At 50.9% G+C, this 13,852-nt stretch carries 12 protein-coding genes, 1 riboswitch and 1 other annotated feature; of the genes, 7 read left to right on the top strand and 5 right to left on the bottom strand.

Annotated features, from left to right (window positions below; translation table 11 throughout):
* Positions 1-59 precede the first annotated feature (59 nt).
* Positions 60-2,378: a helix-turn-helix domain-containing protein gene (locus PUT07_RS04500; RefSeq protein WP_274466594.1), complete on the top strand. Its 2,319-nt coding sequence runs from the start codon at positions 60-62 to the stop codon at positions 2,376-2,378.
* 69 nt (positions 2,379-2,447) lie between these two features.
* Here the strand turns inward: PUT07_RS04500 and PUT07_RS04495 are convergent, their stop codons facing one another.
* Together PUT07_RS04495 and PUT07_RS04490 are read right to left on the bottom strand one after the other, a co-directional pair.
* Positions 2,448-2,753, bottom strand: coding sequence for a hypothetical protein (locus PUT07_RS04495; RefSeq protein ID WP_379239611.1), 306 nt, complete (start codon positions 2,751-2,753; stop codon positions 2,448-2,450).
* Positions 2,754-2,816: 63 nt separating this feature from the next.
* Positions 2,817-3,110 (bottom strand): DUF3055 domain-containing protein, encoded by a 294-nt coding sequence (locus PUT07_RS04490; RefSeq protein WP_274466593.1) that lies wholly within the window; start codon positions 3,108-3,110, stop codon positions 2,817-2,819.
* 195 nt (positions 3,111-3,305) lie between these two features.
* Between PUT07_RS04490 and PUT07_RS04485 the strand changes: the two genes are divergently transcribed.
* A complete protein-coding gene (locus PUT07_RS04485; protein WP_274466592.1) occupies positions 3,306-4,319 on the top strand; it encodes an HRDC domain-containing protein in 1,014 nt (337 codons plus the stop codon).
* 54 nt (positions 4,320-4,373) lie between these two features.
* Positions 4,374-4,648 (top strand) — a binding site (T-box leader).
* A gap of 52 nt (positions 4,649-4,700) precedes the next feature.
* Entirely contained in the window at positions 4,701-5,957 is a 1,257-nt protein-coding gene (tyrS, locus tag PUT07_RS04480; RefSeq protein WP_274466591.1) for a tyrosine--tRNA ligase, read from the top strand.
* A gap of 55 nt (positions 5,958-6,012) precedes the next feature.
* On the opposite strand, the gene corA is transcribed toward tyrS, so the two are convergent.
* Together corA and PUT07_RS04470 are read right to left on the bottom strand one after the other, a co-directional pair.
* Positions 6,013-6,948, bottom strand: a complete 936-nt coding sequence (corA, locus tag PUT07_RS04475; RefSeq protein ID WP_274466590.1) for a magnesium/cobalt transporter CorA — start codon at positions 6,946-6,948, stop codon at positions 6,013-6,015.
* Between the two features lie 361 nt (positions 6,949-7,309).
* Entirely contained in the window at positions 7,310-7,537 is a 228-nt protein-coding gene (locus tag PUT07_RS04470) for a hypothetical protein (protein WP_274466588.1), read from the bottom strand.
* 221 nt (positions 7,538-7,758) lie between these two features.
* A riboswitch (SAM riboswitch) is annotated at positions 7,759-7,888 on the top strand.
* 104 nt (positions 7,889-7,992) lie between these two features.
* Between PUT07_RS04470 and metA the strand changes: the two genes are divergently transcribed.
* The 4 genes from metA to mqnC all read left to right on the top strand — a co-directional run bounded on the left by metA (position 7,993) and on the right by mqnC (position 12,605).
* Positions 7,993-8,937, top strand: coding sequence for a homoserine O-acetyltransferase MetA (gene metA / locus PUT07_RS04465; RefSeq protein ID WP_274466587.1), 945 nt, complete (start codon positions 7,993-7,995; stop codon positions 8,935-8,937).
* A 50-nt stretch (positions 8,938-8,987) separates the two neighbouring features.
* Positions 8,988-10,157 (top strand): aminotransferase class I/II-fold pyridoxal phosphate-dependent enzyme, encoded by a 1,170-nt coding sequence (locus tag PUT07_RS04460; RefSeq protein ID WP_274467459.1) that lies wholly within the window; start codon positions 8,988-8,990, stop codon positions 10,155-10,157.
* Positions 10,154-11,332, top strand: a complete 1,179-nt coding sequence (locus PUT07_RS04455) for a trans-sulfuration enzyme family protein (protein ID WP_274466586.1) — start codon at positions 10,154-10,156, stop codon at positions 11,330-11,332. Before PUT07_RS04460 ends, PUT07_RS04455 begins: the two co-directional genes overlap by 4 nt.
* 136 nt (positions 11,333-11,468) lie before the next feature.
* The gene (mqnC, locus tag PUT07_RS04450; RefSeq protein ID WP_274466585.1) at positions 11,469-12,605 is read left to right on the top strand and encodes a cyclic dehypoxanthinyl futalosine synthase; all 1,137 of its coding nucleotides are present in this window, start codon (positions 11,469-11,471) and stop codon (positions 12,603-12,605) included.
* Positions 12,606-12,659: 54 nt separating this feature from the next.
* Here mqnC and PUT07_RS04445 read toward each other — a convergent pair whose 3' ends face one another.
* Positions 12,660-13,760, bottom strand: coding sequence for a GGDEF domain-containing protein (locus tag PUT07_RS04445; RefSeq protein WP_274466583.1), 1,101 nt, complete (start codon positions 13,758-13,760; stop codon positions 12,660-12,662).
* Positions 13,761-13,852 lie beyond the last annotated feature (92 nt).

The following is a 13,852-nucleotide window of genomic DNA, read 5'->3' as shown; positions in this document are numbered from 1 at the left end:
CATCCGTTACGGCATTTTTATGGCATAATAGGATTACTTTGAAGAAAGCAGGTGAAACGATGCCGCCGGTTGTGTCGATCAGACAATATCTCCGAAATTTGCCCAGAGTGTTCTGGACTTATTTTATCTCCTATCTGGTGGTCATCCTGCTTCCGATCATGATTCTGAGCTATGCTTCCTATAGTTTTACCATTTCTACGTTGGAAAACGAATTAAGTCAGGCGACGATCCAATCCGCCAAGCAAAAAAACGCATCGGTTGAGAAAATGATCGAGGAGATGCAGTCAATCGCCATTCGCATCGGACTCGACGGACGGATTGCCAGCTATGTCAACGATCCGGCCAACACGTTTCTTCTGAATGAAACCCGTGATATTTTGAAAACGGCGGCAACGGCCAACGAGGCTATTCAATCCATCGATTTCTATGCGACAGGAGCGAATCTCATCATCGCCTCCGACGGTTATACGAGGACGTATGCCCAGTCCCCAAGAGATATTTGGATTCAAGAAGGCATGTCCGCGGCCGAATCCGGATTCTGGCTCAGCTCCCGCCAAGGGAATGAGTTGGATCAAATCGTGACGTATGTGCTCAAGGTTCCTGTTCAGCGTAAAGATTTCAAAGGGCTGCTGGCCGTTCATATGCATGAATCCGCGCTGAAAGCGTCCTTGCGGAAGATGGAGGGGAACCCGCACACGACGACCTATATTTTGGACCGCAGCGGCAATGTCATCACATCATCGTCTCTGAATCCGCTGGATGCCGAGCATGTGGGGCGCATCGTACAAACGATCGGGAGCGCACAGGATGCTATCGGTTACACCATTGCGAAGCAAGATGGAGACCGGAATCTGATCACTTATGTCAAGACGCTTCATAACAAGTGGAGCATCGTGTCCGAAACACCTTTGCAGTATTTACTTTCCAAGCTTGCCTACGTTCGCAGTGTGGCCTGGATGACTTGCACGCTTCTGGTGGCGCTTGGCGTCATTCTGTCTTATTTTATGTCAAGGAAAATGTACAGTCCGATCAAATCGTTGATGGATAAAACCTTGCCGTATAACCGCAATGGAGAGGGGCAGCCGTCAGGCTCTCCGCAAAAGAACGAGCTGGAAACGATCTCATCTGTCCTTGATCATGTATTCAGTAAAAATGAGGCTTGGGAGCGTCAATTTCGCATGAATCTGCCGGCTCTCCGTGAACGATTCCTGCTGGCGCTCTTGGGCAATAAATTTAGCAATATCCAAGAGATTAACGGCAAGCTGGAATTCTTGCATATCCGTTTCGCCGAGAACGGGCTGGTTGTTTTCCTTATTGAAATCGATGAATACAGCTCGCTTGCGGGCAGTTATTCCGTGACCGATCAGAACTTGTACAAATATGCCATGCTCAATATCGTCGAGGAGCTGGCTTCGGCCAAATACGAGTGCTTGTCGGCTGAAACCGATGAGAATCGAATCGTCCTGCTGATTAACTTGGATACCGCGGACCTTACGCATCGCCAGCTGAAGGAGGAGCTTGCTCGTTTCGGTGAAGCCATTCAGCAAGTGATCGCTCAACTGTTGAAAATATCCGTCACGATCGGCGTTGGCACCCCGTTCTCGCATATCCTGGAGACGCACTATGCCTACAAAGAGGCGAGCGAGGTCATTCGCGCCAAGATGGTGGCAGGAATGAACACCGTGCTGTTCTATGAAGATCATGCCCGAGAAGCCGACTATGAATTTTATTTACCGCCGCATTTCTCGCAGCATATCATTAATTTTGTGAAGGCCGGGCAAACGGAGGAAGCGTTAGAACGGTTCATGGAGCTGTATTCGCAGATTAAAGCGCGTACGAAGCTGAATGAAGAAGTTATTTTTCGCACCTACAGTCTCATCGTGGAAGATATGCTGCGGAATTTGAACGACTTGAATGTGAATACGGAGCACATCTTCGGCACGAACCACAACCTGTTCCGCGAACTTGCGTCCAAAGAGACCCTTCATGCCATTCACGAGTGGATATGCGGTATCGTGAAGAGGGTCGGCGAAGGCTTGCAGCAGCTGCAGCCGAAGAAGAACACGTATATTGAGACGGTTATTGCCTATATGGATGAGCATTATCATTTGGATCTATCCGTAGAAATGATCGCTGAGCAGGTGAAGCTGAATCATGCCTATTTGAGCCGCATGTTTAAGCAGGAAATCGGGAAAACGATGCTGGAGTACTTAACGCTGCGGCGGTTGGAAGTCAGCAAGACGCTGCTGCAGGATACGGATCAAACGATCAACGAGATTGCCGCTAACGTGGGGTATAACAATGTCAACAGCTTTATTCGCTTTTTTAAAAGGTATGAGGGGCTTACGCCCGGCGATTTCAGGAAATCGATCCGGTAATCCCACCTGCCGGAACGAAAGAAAGCGGCCGCCCCCAAGCAGAATTACCTGCTTAAGGACAGCCGCCGTTTATTTCTGATTCAATGGCTCGTTCCGCTTGTCATCTTCACCCGGGTAGTCGCGCTTGATGCCTGCGTGCAGCTCGTGGTTCTCGTAGGAGAACCGGTTAGGCGGACGCTGATCCTTCCGCCATGGCGAGCTTTTCCCGAGTGATTCTGCGTTCAGGCTTGTGCCATACGGCCCTTCGGGAAATTCCTCGGGTATCAGATCGTTGCGTTGGGATTCCACCGTCTCCAAGTCGGTGTATTCATCCCGCTGCTCGGACATGAAGCCGGGCGTCTCGCTATACTTATCGTTCTCGGATTCACTGGTCATCGGATAAAGCCTCCTCGTCTGGGATGGGAAAGCGTGCTTTCTCCAGTGTCCCCCGAGGCAGCATTAAATATCCGTGAAGTGAATGGATCCGATGATTTGCGTCAAGAATTCGTTCAGTTCCTGTGCCTGTTCTTCATTCAGTTTAAAGGCATATTCCAGGTAGCCTTCCTCTGCCAGGTCATCCGGGCCGATCACGGCGCTGCGTCCGCTCTGCAAATCGATAATGAGCTTCTTGCCATAATAGCGGGTTGTGGTCATAATCGCGAGATCGAAGCGGTGCAGCGCTTTGCCGACGAAACAGACGAAGCGGGTAGTTGTCTCTTCCTGGTGGTCGTATAAAAAGTCAAAATCAGACATAAGGGCCCTCATTTCATTCTAGTATGCTTATCATTATAACCGATAAAGGGCTGTCAACAAAACAGAGGTTGCGCCCATCTGTCAAACATGGTATCATTTGGATATAAGAAAAAGGGAAGCACCTTTTCAGCCTGGGCTGAGAAGGTGCTTTTTCGTTTTTCTCAACCATTATGAGATCGTCAGGAGGAGGCAAGCATGAACATTGTATTTCTAAGCACATTGGAGAAAGAAACGGGGGAACATGAGAGACTGTCGGCACAAGTATCGATTGGTGAAGAACAGGGGATATGGCACGTATTCTGGAGTGAGCCGAACCATGCCGGCAAGCTGGAGCAGATGCAATGGTATCAGGGCATGAGCTGGGACGAAATGCTGAGCACGTTCCGCCATGGCCTGCGGGAGAAGATCCGCAGCGGCTTCCGCCCTTTGGTCAGCTCGGATATGGAAGCCGCGCAGACGCTATCCGGCAAAGCAAGAATGACGCAAATGCTGACGTATTATTGCGATGACCATCCGAACGAGGAGATGTACGAGAAACTTCGCACATGGCGGCGGGAACAGGCGTCGCGGGAGGGGAAAGCGCCCTATTTGCTGGCCACGAACAGGGTGCTGCGCATGCTGTCCGTCTTCCTGCCCAAGAGCAAAGACGAGTTAAAGCAAATTCCGGGCTTCGGTGAGCAGAAGACGAACATGTACGGGGAAGATATGCTGAAACTGACCGCCGATTGTACGCGTATGGGCAGCTTCCCGCTAGATTGGGTGGCCAGAAGCATTGACCCGGCCAAGTTCGAGTCGTGGCTGCTGACCCAGAAGGAGCAGAAGCTGCGCATCGAGCTCGACCGCGAGGCCGGCAAGCGCAAGCTGCTGGAGATTACTTCCGGCGGCGGAAGCTTGGCGGATCTGCAAGCCGGGCTGACGATGCCGCGCAGAGAATTGCTCCAGTGGGTCGAAGAGCTGGAGCGGGAAGGCTACGACATGGACCCGCTCGTGGAGGCCGAGCTTGCGCAAGTACCGGAGGAGGAGCAGATCAAGGCCTGGAACGCCTTCGAATCCGTAGGCGACCGCTACTTGAAGCCGGTACTGCAGCGCATGTGCGGGACGGAAGAGCTGAAAGGCAAGGAGCTGGACCGCACGTACGAATGGCTGCGTTTGCTTCGTCTGCGCTTCCGCAGGGAAAAGGAAAGCATGGCGTCGCAGACGGCCAGTTAAGCAGTTGACAGAGACCGTCTTCATGTGATTAAATGTTGGATAATCTAAATATGAATTAAAGCGATGACGAACTGGGGCGATGCCCACAGTAGGAGTAATGCCGCTGCTGCAGAGAGTCGGTGAAGGGTGCGAACCGATGCAAGCATGGCTCCGAATTACCGTTCCGAGTTGGTTGAGGGAACATGCTCGGCTAAGAGCATCAGTAGCTTATACCCGGCATTCCATGCCGTTATGATGCTAAGTGAAAGAGAAGCCTGCGCCGGAGTGCCGGAGAGCTGTCATTCTCTTTAATTAGGGTGGTACCGCGAGACAACCTTCTCGTCCCTTTGTGGACGATGAGGTTGTCTTTTTTGTTGTTCAGATGACAGGAGGAGAAGCGACATGACAATGATGGAATTAACGGCCGCACAGAAACAGGAAGTAGAGCGTCAACTGCAGCTCATTCGGCGGGGAGCGGCGGAAGTGATCCCGGATGAGGCGCTCAAGCTGAAGATCGCCCAATCGGTTGCGACAGGCAAGCCGTTGAAAGTGAAGCTGGGCTTGGATCCGTCTGCGCCGGACATTCATATCGGGCATACGGTCGTGCTGCAGAAGCTGCGCCAGTTCCAGGAGCTGGGCCATGAAGTCCAGCTGATCATCGGCGATTTCACCGGGAAGATCGGCGACCCGACGGGGAAATCGGAAACCCGCAAGCAGCTGTCCGAGGAGGACGTACAGCGCAACGCGCAAACGTACCAAAGCCAGCTGTCCAAAATTTTGGACTTCAGCAAGACTACCTTTTGCTACAATTCCGCTTGGCTCGGCGAATTGAAGTTCGACGATGTGCTGAAGCTGGCCGGCAAGGTAACCGTAGCGCGTATGCTGGAACGGGACGATTTTGCCAAAAGATATGCGACCAACCAGCCTATTCATGTGCATGAATTTTTTTACCCGCTGATGCAAGGCTATGACTCCGTATCTCTGGAAAGTGATATCGAGCTGGGCGGTACGGACCAGACGTTCAACATCTTAATGGGCCGCACTTTGCAAAGCGCATACGACATGAAAGAAGGTCAGGTGGCCATTCTGATGCCGCTGCTCGAAGGGCTGGACGGCACGCAGAAGATGAGCAAGAGCCTTAAAAATTATATCGGCATTGACGAGAGCCCGAACGAGATTTTCGGGAAAACGATGTCGATTCCGGATTCGCTGATGGTCAAGTACTATGAGCTGACGACAGCGATCCCGAATGAGGAGCTCCGAGAGCTTCGCCAAGGACTGGAGACCGGCTCCGTCCATCCGCGGGACGCGAAGATGAGGCTCGCCAAAGAATATGTCCGTATGTATCACGGGGCGGAAGCTGCGGAAGAGGCGGAGCGGCATTTTGTCACCGTCTTCCAGAAGCGTGCTCTGCCGGAAGATATGGAGGAGACGCTGCTAAGCGCCGGCTTGCTGGAGGAAGGTCAGATTTCGCTCATCAAGCTGCTGGTTTCGCTAGGGCTGCAAGCATCCAACGGGGAAGCCAGACGCAGCATCGAGCAGGGGGCTGTGAAACTGAACGAAACGAAGTTGACGGATATTCATGTGCTGCTTCGTCCGCAGGAAGGCGATATCATTCAGGTGGGGAAACGTAAATTCGTGAGAATCAAGCTGCATTGATACAAGCAAAAAGGGCTCCTTGACAGCAGATAACTGCTTCAAGAAGCCCTTATATTTATAACCATTCCTTCTTACGGAATAAAATATACATCCCAATGCCCAGCAATCCCATGACAGCTAACACATATTCGTCGCCATGCGGGATCTGGAGCCCTAACACGTTATCGAAATTCATTCCGAACACACCTGTAATGAACGTCAGCGGCATGAAGATCGTGGTTAATGCGGTGAAGACGCGCATGATATCATTCGCGCGGTTCGAGAGGGAGGACTGGTACGCTTCTCGCAAGTTCCCCATGAGATCGCGGAGCGTGTCGAAGGTATCGACAATTTTGACGGCGTTCTCGTAGACGTCGCCGAAATATTTCTGCAGCTGATGATCGATCAGCCGAAGATCTTTCTTGCCCAGCATGCCGATGACATCGCGCTGCGGCACGAGCACTTTTTTGAGCCAGAGAATTTCGGAGCGGAGCCCGATAATCTCATTCAGATGCGATTTCTTGGTCGCTACTAAAATATCTTCTTCCAGCTTTTCGAGCTTGGCCTCGATACGGTCACCAACCGCAACGTAATTATCGACGACAAGATCGACCAGATGGTACAAGAAACGATCGGCGCTGTTCACCTCCTCTTCCCAGAGAAAGGGCTTCAGAGCGCGCAGTTCATTAATTTTCTGCCGTGTAACGGTAATGATGTAATGTTTGCTTAGGAATAAATTAAGTCCGCGAAGGAAAATCTCTTCATCATCGAAACGTATGGAATTAATCACGATAAAATAATGCGAATCATAAAATTCAATCTTAGGACGCTGTTCTTCTTCGCTCAAACAGTCCTCCACGGCCAAATCATGAAGATGGAACATAGGTTGTAGAAGTTCTAAATCCTCGATTCCTGCATCAATCCAATAAAAGCCCTGTTCTGGAGGTGTTAGTGCGACAGACACGTCTTCGACCAATGTGAAAATGCCATTCTGAACCCACCGTGTTTTCATCTGATCCACCCCTTTGCATGGAATCAGCCGGTTATATTCATTAATGGCCTAGGCTACGAATGATGGAATAACCGGTCTGCATTCCTACACTATAAAATTTACATTTCTTGCAGGTGCTACTCCTCGGTTCCCCGTCCAAACGTATGCCCCCCTTTATTAATCCGTGTCGAATAATACTTGTCTAGTATAACCCTTCATATATTACGTTTCAAGCCAAAAAGTTTGCCGAAATAAGCAGCAATGACGGCCTGAGATACTCTATGGAAATACAGCTTGGCTTGTGCGAAAAAAAAGAGCCGCCGGAACGAAAACGGCACCTCCGATGTTAGATCGCCGCTAACAACGGAGGTGCCGTTCGCCATTACATGGCGGCTTTCAAAATTTTGCTCTTGATTTCCTTATAAGTATCAATCAACTCAGGATCGGCATGCTGGAGCAGCTGCTCTTCACTTTCCGCGCCGTAAACGCGGCACAGGATAGCGGCCGCATCTTCAGCCTGCTGGCGGGTCGGCTTCGCTTGCTCGCTGAGCGCGAAGTACCGGTTCAAGGAAGCGAAGGCGGAGAAGCTATCCGAAGAAGTTGTGGTCATAATAAACCTCCTTTGATCTCTTGGATTCAATCAGTTTGATAATGTATTTACCCGTTTGCAGGCACTCTTAAACATTTGAATATGTTACGTTTCGTATCAAGAATATCATGTGGAGACAATCCTATGCAAATTCTTTGCGAATAGAGCTTGTTCGGACGGGGTTGGTGTCTTGACATTCATTCATTTTATAGTATGATGATTTTAATCACATACGTTTCATTTTCTTATCAAGAGTAGGTGGAGGGACTAGCCCTATGACACCCGGCAACCGACAAACCTTTGGGAAGCAAAGGTATGCACGGTGCTAATTCTTGCGGAGACGCTTGACCAAGCGAATCTGGGAGATAAGAGAAGGACATTGACTTTGACTTTCCATGGCCTTTCTCTGATTCCAGAGAGGGCCATTTTTGCATTTATTTGACGCCAAAATCTAACAATGAAGAGGAGTGAACAGGATGCCGATCAAGATTCCTGACAACCTGCCTGCCAAAGAAGTTTTAAACCAAGAGAACATCTTCACCATGGACGAATCGGTCGCGTATCACCAAGATATACGTCCACTTCGCATTGCATTGCTGAATCTTATGCCGACGAAGGAAACGACCGAGACGCAGCTGCTGCGCTTGATTGGAAATACCCCGCTGCAGGTGGAATTCGTACTGCTGCATCCGAAAACGCATACGTCCAAGAATACGTCTGCCGAACATCTGGAAACGTTCTACAAAACCTTTGACGATATTAAACACGAGAAGCTGGACGGCATGATCATTACGGGTGCCCCGGTAGAGCAGATGGATTTCGAAGATGTGAATTACTGGGAGGAACTGACGCAAATCCTGAACTGGAGTAAGGAAAACGTCACTTCAACCCTGCATATTTGCTGGGCGGCCCAAGCCGGTTTGTACCATCACTTCGGCGTTCGCAAGCTGGCGCTGGATAACAAAATGTTCGGCGTATTCCCGCACACGGTGGCGGTGCCTAATACGAAGCTGCTGCGCGGCTTTGATGAGATTTTCCAAGTTCCTCAATCGCGCCATACCGACGTTTGCCGTGCAGATATCGAGCGATGTCCGGAGCTGGAGATTTTGTCCGACTCGGAGGAGTCCGGCGTTTATATTGTAGCTACGCGCGACGGGAAGCACATTTTCGTAACAGGCCACTCGGAATATGATGCGAATTCATTGAAATGGGAGTACGATCGCGATGTGAGCAAAGGACTTCCGATTGAAGTTCCTAAGAATTACTACCCGAACAATGATCCGAGCAGACAGCCGTATAATACTTGGAGAGCTCACGCGAACCTGCTGTTCTCCAACTGGTTGAACTACTACGTATATCAAGAAACGCCTTTTGAATTAAATGCCAACATTAATGAAAGCCTGGCAAGTGCGCAATTGTAATGCAGGAATCGTCATTCGTACCCTAAACCCTTAAGGAGGAACCCCCTTTGTTGAAAATCGAAAGTCGTCTCGCCCAAATTGGCTCGATCCAAGAACCTGTAACCGGAGCCGTATCCTTCCCTGTTTATCAAGCAACAGCTTTCCGTCATCCGAAACTCGGTCAGAGCACAGGATTCGACTACGCCCGCACGAAAAGTCCGACTCGCAAAGTGCTTGAAGACGCGATCGCGCAATTGGAATCGGGAGATGCCGGCTTTGCCTGTTCCTCCGGGATGGCCGCGCTGCAAACGGTGTTCGCATACTTCAGCCAAGGGGATCACTTGATCGTATCTCTGGATCTGTATGGCGGTACGTATCGTCTGCTTGAGAAAATTATGTCGCGTTTCGGCGTCACCGCCACGTATGTGGATACCAATGACCTGGACGGCTTGGAATCCGCATATCGTCCGAATACGAAAGGGCTCCTTATCGAAACGCCGACGAATCCGCTCATGATGATTACGGATCTCGAGCTCGTATGTACTTGGGCCCGCAAGAAGGGCATCGTGTCCATCGTAGACAACACGCTCTTGACGCCGTATCTGCAGCGCCCGATCGAGCTGGGTGCCGATATCGTCGTTCACAGTGCGACCAAATATTTGGGCGGTCATAACGATGTGCTCGCAGGGTTGATCGTGACCAAGGGCAAGGAGCTTTCCGAGCAAATGGCGTTCCTGCATAATTCCATCGGAGCCGTGCTTGGGCCGCAGGACAGTTGGCTGCTGATGAGAGGGATGAAGACGCTGGCGCTTCGCATGGAGCGGCATGAGCAGAACGCAACGGCGATCGCGAACTTCCTGCTGGCGCACCCGCTTATCGATGAAGTTTACTACCCGGCATTGGAGTCCCACCCCGGCTATGCCATTCAGAACAAGCAGTCCAGCGGAAACACGGGTATCTTCTCCTTCAAGGTGAAGGATGCGAGACTTGTGGAGCCGATTCTGCGTCATATTCAGCTGATCGCCTTCGCGGAGAGTCTGGGCGGCGTTGAGTCGCTCATGACGTACCCGGCTGTCCAGACGCATGCGGACATCCCGCTCGAGATTCGTCAGGCTATAGGCGTAGATGACCGCTTGCTGCGCTTCTCTGTCGGCATCGAGCATCAGGACGATCTGATCGCCGACTTGTCGAATGCGCTGAACCAGGCACAAGCCGAACTCGAAGGAGAATCACGTTCATGAGCCATGCATCCGGAAATAAAGACAAACGCAAACCGCAAGGTAAATTTGCTACTCAATTGATTCACTTCGGGGCCGAAATCGACGAAGCTACAGGGGCCGCCAGCGTCCCCCTGTACCAAGCTTCGACATTCCACCAAGCGGATTTGGAGGTTTCCCCGGAGTATGATTATACCCGTTCCGGCAACCCTACCCGCCAGGCGCTTGAAGATTACATCGCTGTGCTGGAGGGCGGAACGCGCGGGTTCGCTTTCGCCTCCGGGATGGCTGCGATTTCGTCGGCTTTCATGCTTCTCTCACAGGGAGATCATGTGATTGTCACCGAAGACGTATACGGCGGCACCTACCGCTTGCTCACCACCATCATGAACCGGATGGGTGTGGAATCTACGTTCGTCGATATGACCGATATCGCGCAGGTGCGTGCGGCGCTGCGGTCCAACACGAAAGCGGTGTTCCTCGAGACGCCGTCCAACCCGACGCTGAAAATTACCGACATCGCGGAAGTTGCGGCTTTCGCCAAGGAGCACGATCTGCTGTCGATGCTGGACAATACCTTCATGACGCCGTATCATCAGCGTCCGATCGAGCTGGGCATTGATATCGTGCTGCACAGCGCGACGAAATTCCTGGGCGGGCACAGCGACGTGCTGGCTGGACTGGCCGTCGTGGCCAATGACAGTCTCGGCCGCCGCATGAAGCAGATTCAGAACGGGATGGGCAACGTCCTCGGCATCCAGGATTCATGGCTGCTGATCCGCGGCATGAAGACGTTGAAGGCCCGTATGGAAGCGTCCGAACTGAGCGCCCGCCGATTGGCGCAGTGGTTGGCGGAGCAGCCGGATATCGACGTCGTCTATTATCCGGGACTTCCGAACCATCCGCGCAGGGAAATTCACGAGAAGCAGTCTCTCGGCTACGGAGCGGTTGTTTCCTTCGACGTGGGCTCCGGTGAGAGAGCGAAAAAGCTGCTGAGCAAAGTGCGCGTTCCGCTTGTGGCCGTCTCGCTCGGCGCCGTAGAGAGCATCCTGTCCTATCCGGCTATGATGTCTCACGCGGCGATGCCGAAGGAAGTCCGGTTGCAGCGGGGCATTACGGACGGGCTTGTCCGTTATTCGGTAGGCCTGGAGGATATTGAAGATATCATCGAAGATTTGGAGCAGGCGCTCCGCGGCTAGACGGCATTTCTTTTTCTTAAAATAGCCATATTTGAAACAGGTACATCCTTCCGAAAAGCAGCATTTTGCTGCTTTTTTGTCATGAGTATGATACGATTAATAGATACGAGCCCTCAAATTAAAGGAGTGAAGAGCTGTGAAACCGATCGATCGCATTTTAAATAAAGCACAATCCGGCGGACGAATTGATGTGGAAGAATGTATTACGCTGTTCGAATCCGATCAAATAGAGAAAATTGGCGATACCGCGAATCAAATTATGAAGAAGTGGCACCCCGACCCGGTTACGACGTTCGTCATTGGACGCAATATTAACTACACCAATATTTGCGATGTGTACTGCAGATTCTGTGCTTTCTATCGTGCGCCTGGCTCAGCCGAAGGGTATGTGCTGCCGGACGAAACGATTTTCCAGAAGATTCAGGAGACCCTCGATGTAGGCGGTACGGAAATATTGATGCAGGGCGGTACGAATCCGAATCTGCCGTTCAGCTATTACACGAACATTTTGCGCGAGATTAAGAAGCGCTTTGATATTACGATGCACTCCTTCTCTCCTGCGGAAATTATGAAAATGAAGGACGTTTCGGACGGATTGTCTCTGGAAGAAGTCGTTCGTCAATTGCATGAGGCTGGACTTGATTCCTTGCCTGGCGGCGGCGCCGAAATTCTGGATGACCGGACAAGACGCAAAATCAGCCGTCTCAAAGGCTCGTGGCGCGATTGGATGGACGTGATGCAGACCGCTCACAAGATCGGCATGCATACGACCGGCACGATGGTTATCGGCTTCGGCGAATCGATGGAAGAGCGCGCGCTGCACATGCTGCGCATCCGCGACGCGCAGGACGATGTGCTGCTGCATAAGCTGAACACGCCGGGCTTCCTGGCGTTCATTCCGTGGACGTTCCAGCCGGACAACACGAACATGAAGGCGGACAAAGTAGCGCCGGAAGAGTATTTGAAGACATTGGCGATCAGCCGCATTATGCTCGACAACGTACCTAACTTCCAATCCTCCTGGGTGACGATGGGGCCGGAGATCGGCAAGCTGACGCTCAGCTACGGCTGTAACGATTTCGGTTCGACGATGATTGAAGAGAACGTTGTGTCCGCGGCGGGTACGACGCATAAGGTCAACATCTCCTCGACGCTGCAGATCATTCGCGAAGCCGGCAAAATTCCGGCGCAGCGGAATACCAAATATGAGATTCTGCGCGTGTTCGATGACGAGAATGCTCAAGTGGACAAAGATTTCGTGATGCAGAATTAATCACTTCTAATAGCAAAGCCTCCAGACCGCTTGTCGCGGCCAGGAGGCTTTCTTTTATTTCGCTTCCTTCAATGAAGCGGAGTAAATCACGGTCTTATTTTTCCCTGTCTTCTTAGCGGTGTACAGCGATTGGTCGGCTCCGGCAAACAGCGATTCCTTCGTCGTTCCCGGCATATACTCGCAAAGCCCGATGGAGATCGTAACGGACTGCCCGAGCAGCTCGTCATAGGCCACTTGGGAAATTTGCCAACGGATTCGTTCCAGCAAGGTATACACCTCGTCCGTGCTTTGCTCCGTGAAAATAATGGCGAACTCTTCGCCGCCATATCTCGCGACAAAGTCATTGAGGCCAACGCAGTGCTTCAAGGTGCTGCCAACGCTCTGCAAAACGGCGTCGCCGGCCCGATGACCGTAGGAATCATTCACCTTCTTGAAATTGTCGATATCCAGCAAGGCGATATGGATGCAGAAATGACCTAATGCATTCTGGACGATAAGCTCATCCAAGTACTCATGAAAGGTGATGTGATTGTACAGATCGGTCAGCGCATCCGTCTTGGAAAGCTTGTCCATTATGATATTTTTGATCATGAGCTCTTGTTTCAACTCGGTCGTAGCCTGCAAATTGTTCAGAATTTCGACGCCGCGCTTCATGATCCCGGATATAACAACCGAAATGATGCATAACACAGGCAGTATCGTTAAGAAATCGGCCGGCGTATACGCGGTCAGTACGTTTAATCTTACAGCATAAAGAATTGAAAACGATGCCAATGTAATGGCTAAGGAATAAACAATTTTGGAGAGTTGAAAATAAAAGATGGATACGAATATCGGGAGAAACATATAGAGGATGATAGGCTTCATTTCGTGATTAAAGAAAATGATCGTAAATGATAGAATCGCGCCGCCGCTAATAATTTGGTAGTCGAGCAGCTTCGTATAATACTTGTTGGTCGTTTCTAGAAGCAGCAGGATGAGGATCATGATGAGGACGGAAACGTACAAATGTTTGAGCATAGCGGAAGTATCCCGCTTGGCAGCGAAGGAATAGATGAATTCGAAGGGCAATTGAATCATGACAAGGAACCAGTATGTGTTTAGCAGCTTGCGGTTCCAGGCTTGTTTGTGCATTTGATATGCGTCAATATGCATAGATACTCACTCCAATATACTACTAAAGCACTATTACATTTATCATAGCATGAAAGATTACGCGATTGGAATAACTTTACTTAAAGATTTCA

It is taken from the genome of Paenibacillus sp. MAHUQ-63, assembly GCF_028765165.1.
In the GTDB taxonomy this organism is placed as follows: Bacteria; Bacillota; Bacilli; order Paenibacillales; family NBRC-103111; genus Paenibacillus_E.
The sequence above is the reverse complement of the archived record's forward strand: the minus strand, read 5'-3'. Positions and strand labels throughout refer to the sequence as shown.

Excerpts from the sequence above, each read along its gene's own strand:
- corA (WP_274466590.1), bottom strand. The coding sequence starts at position 6,948 with ATGAAAACACGGTGGGTTCAGAATGGCATTTTCACATTGGTCGAAGAC.
- PUT07_RS04490 (WP_274466593.1), bottom strand. The coding sequence starts at position 3,110 with ATGTCTGATTTTGACTTTTTATACGACCACCAGGAAGAGACAACTACC.
- metA (WP_274466587.1), top strand. The coding sequence starts at position 7,993 with ATGCCGATCAAGATTCCTGACAACCTGCCTGCCAAAGAAGTTTTAAAC.
- PUT07_RS04495 (WP_379239611.1), bottom strand. The coding sequence starts at position 2,753 with ATGACCAGTGAATCCGAGAACGATAAGTATAGCGAGACGCCCGGCTTC.
- PUT07_RS04445 (WP_274466583.1), bottom strand. The coding sequence starts at position 13,760 with ATGCATATTGACGCATATCAAATGCACAAACAAGCCTGGAACCGCAAG.
- tyrS (WP_274466591.1), top strand. The coding sequence starts at position 4,701 with ATGACAATGATGGAATTAACGGCCGCACAGAAACAGGAAGTAGAGCGT.
- PUT07_RS04455 (WP_274466586.1), top strand. The coding sequence starts at position 10,154 with ATGAGCCATGCATCCGGAAATAAAGACAAACGCAAACCGCAAGGTAAA.
- PUT07_RS04470 (WP_274466588.1), bottom strand. The coding sequence starts at position 7,537 with ATGACCACAACTTCTTCGGATAGCTTCTCCGCCTTCGCTTCCTTGAAC.
- PUT07_RS04500 (WP_274466594.1), top strand. The coding sequence starts at position 60 with ATGCCGCCGGTTGTGTCGATCAGACAATATCTCCGAAATTTGCCCAGA.
- PUT07_RS04485 (WP_274466592.1), top strand. The coding sequence starts at position 3,306 with ATGAACATTGTATTTCTAAGCACATTGGAGAAAGAAACGGGGGAACAT.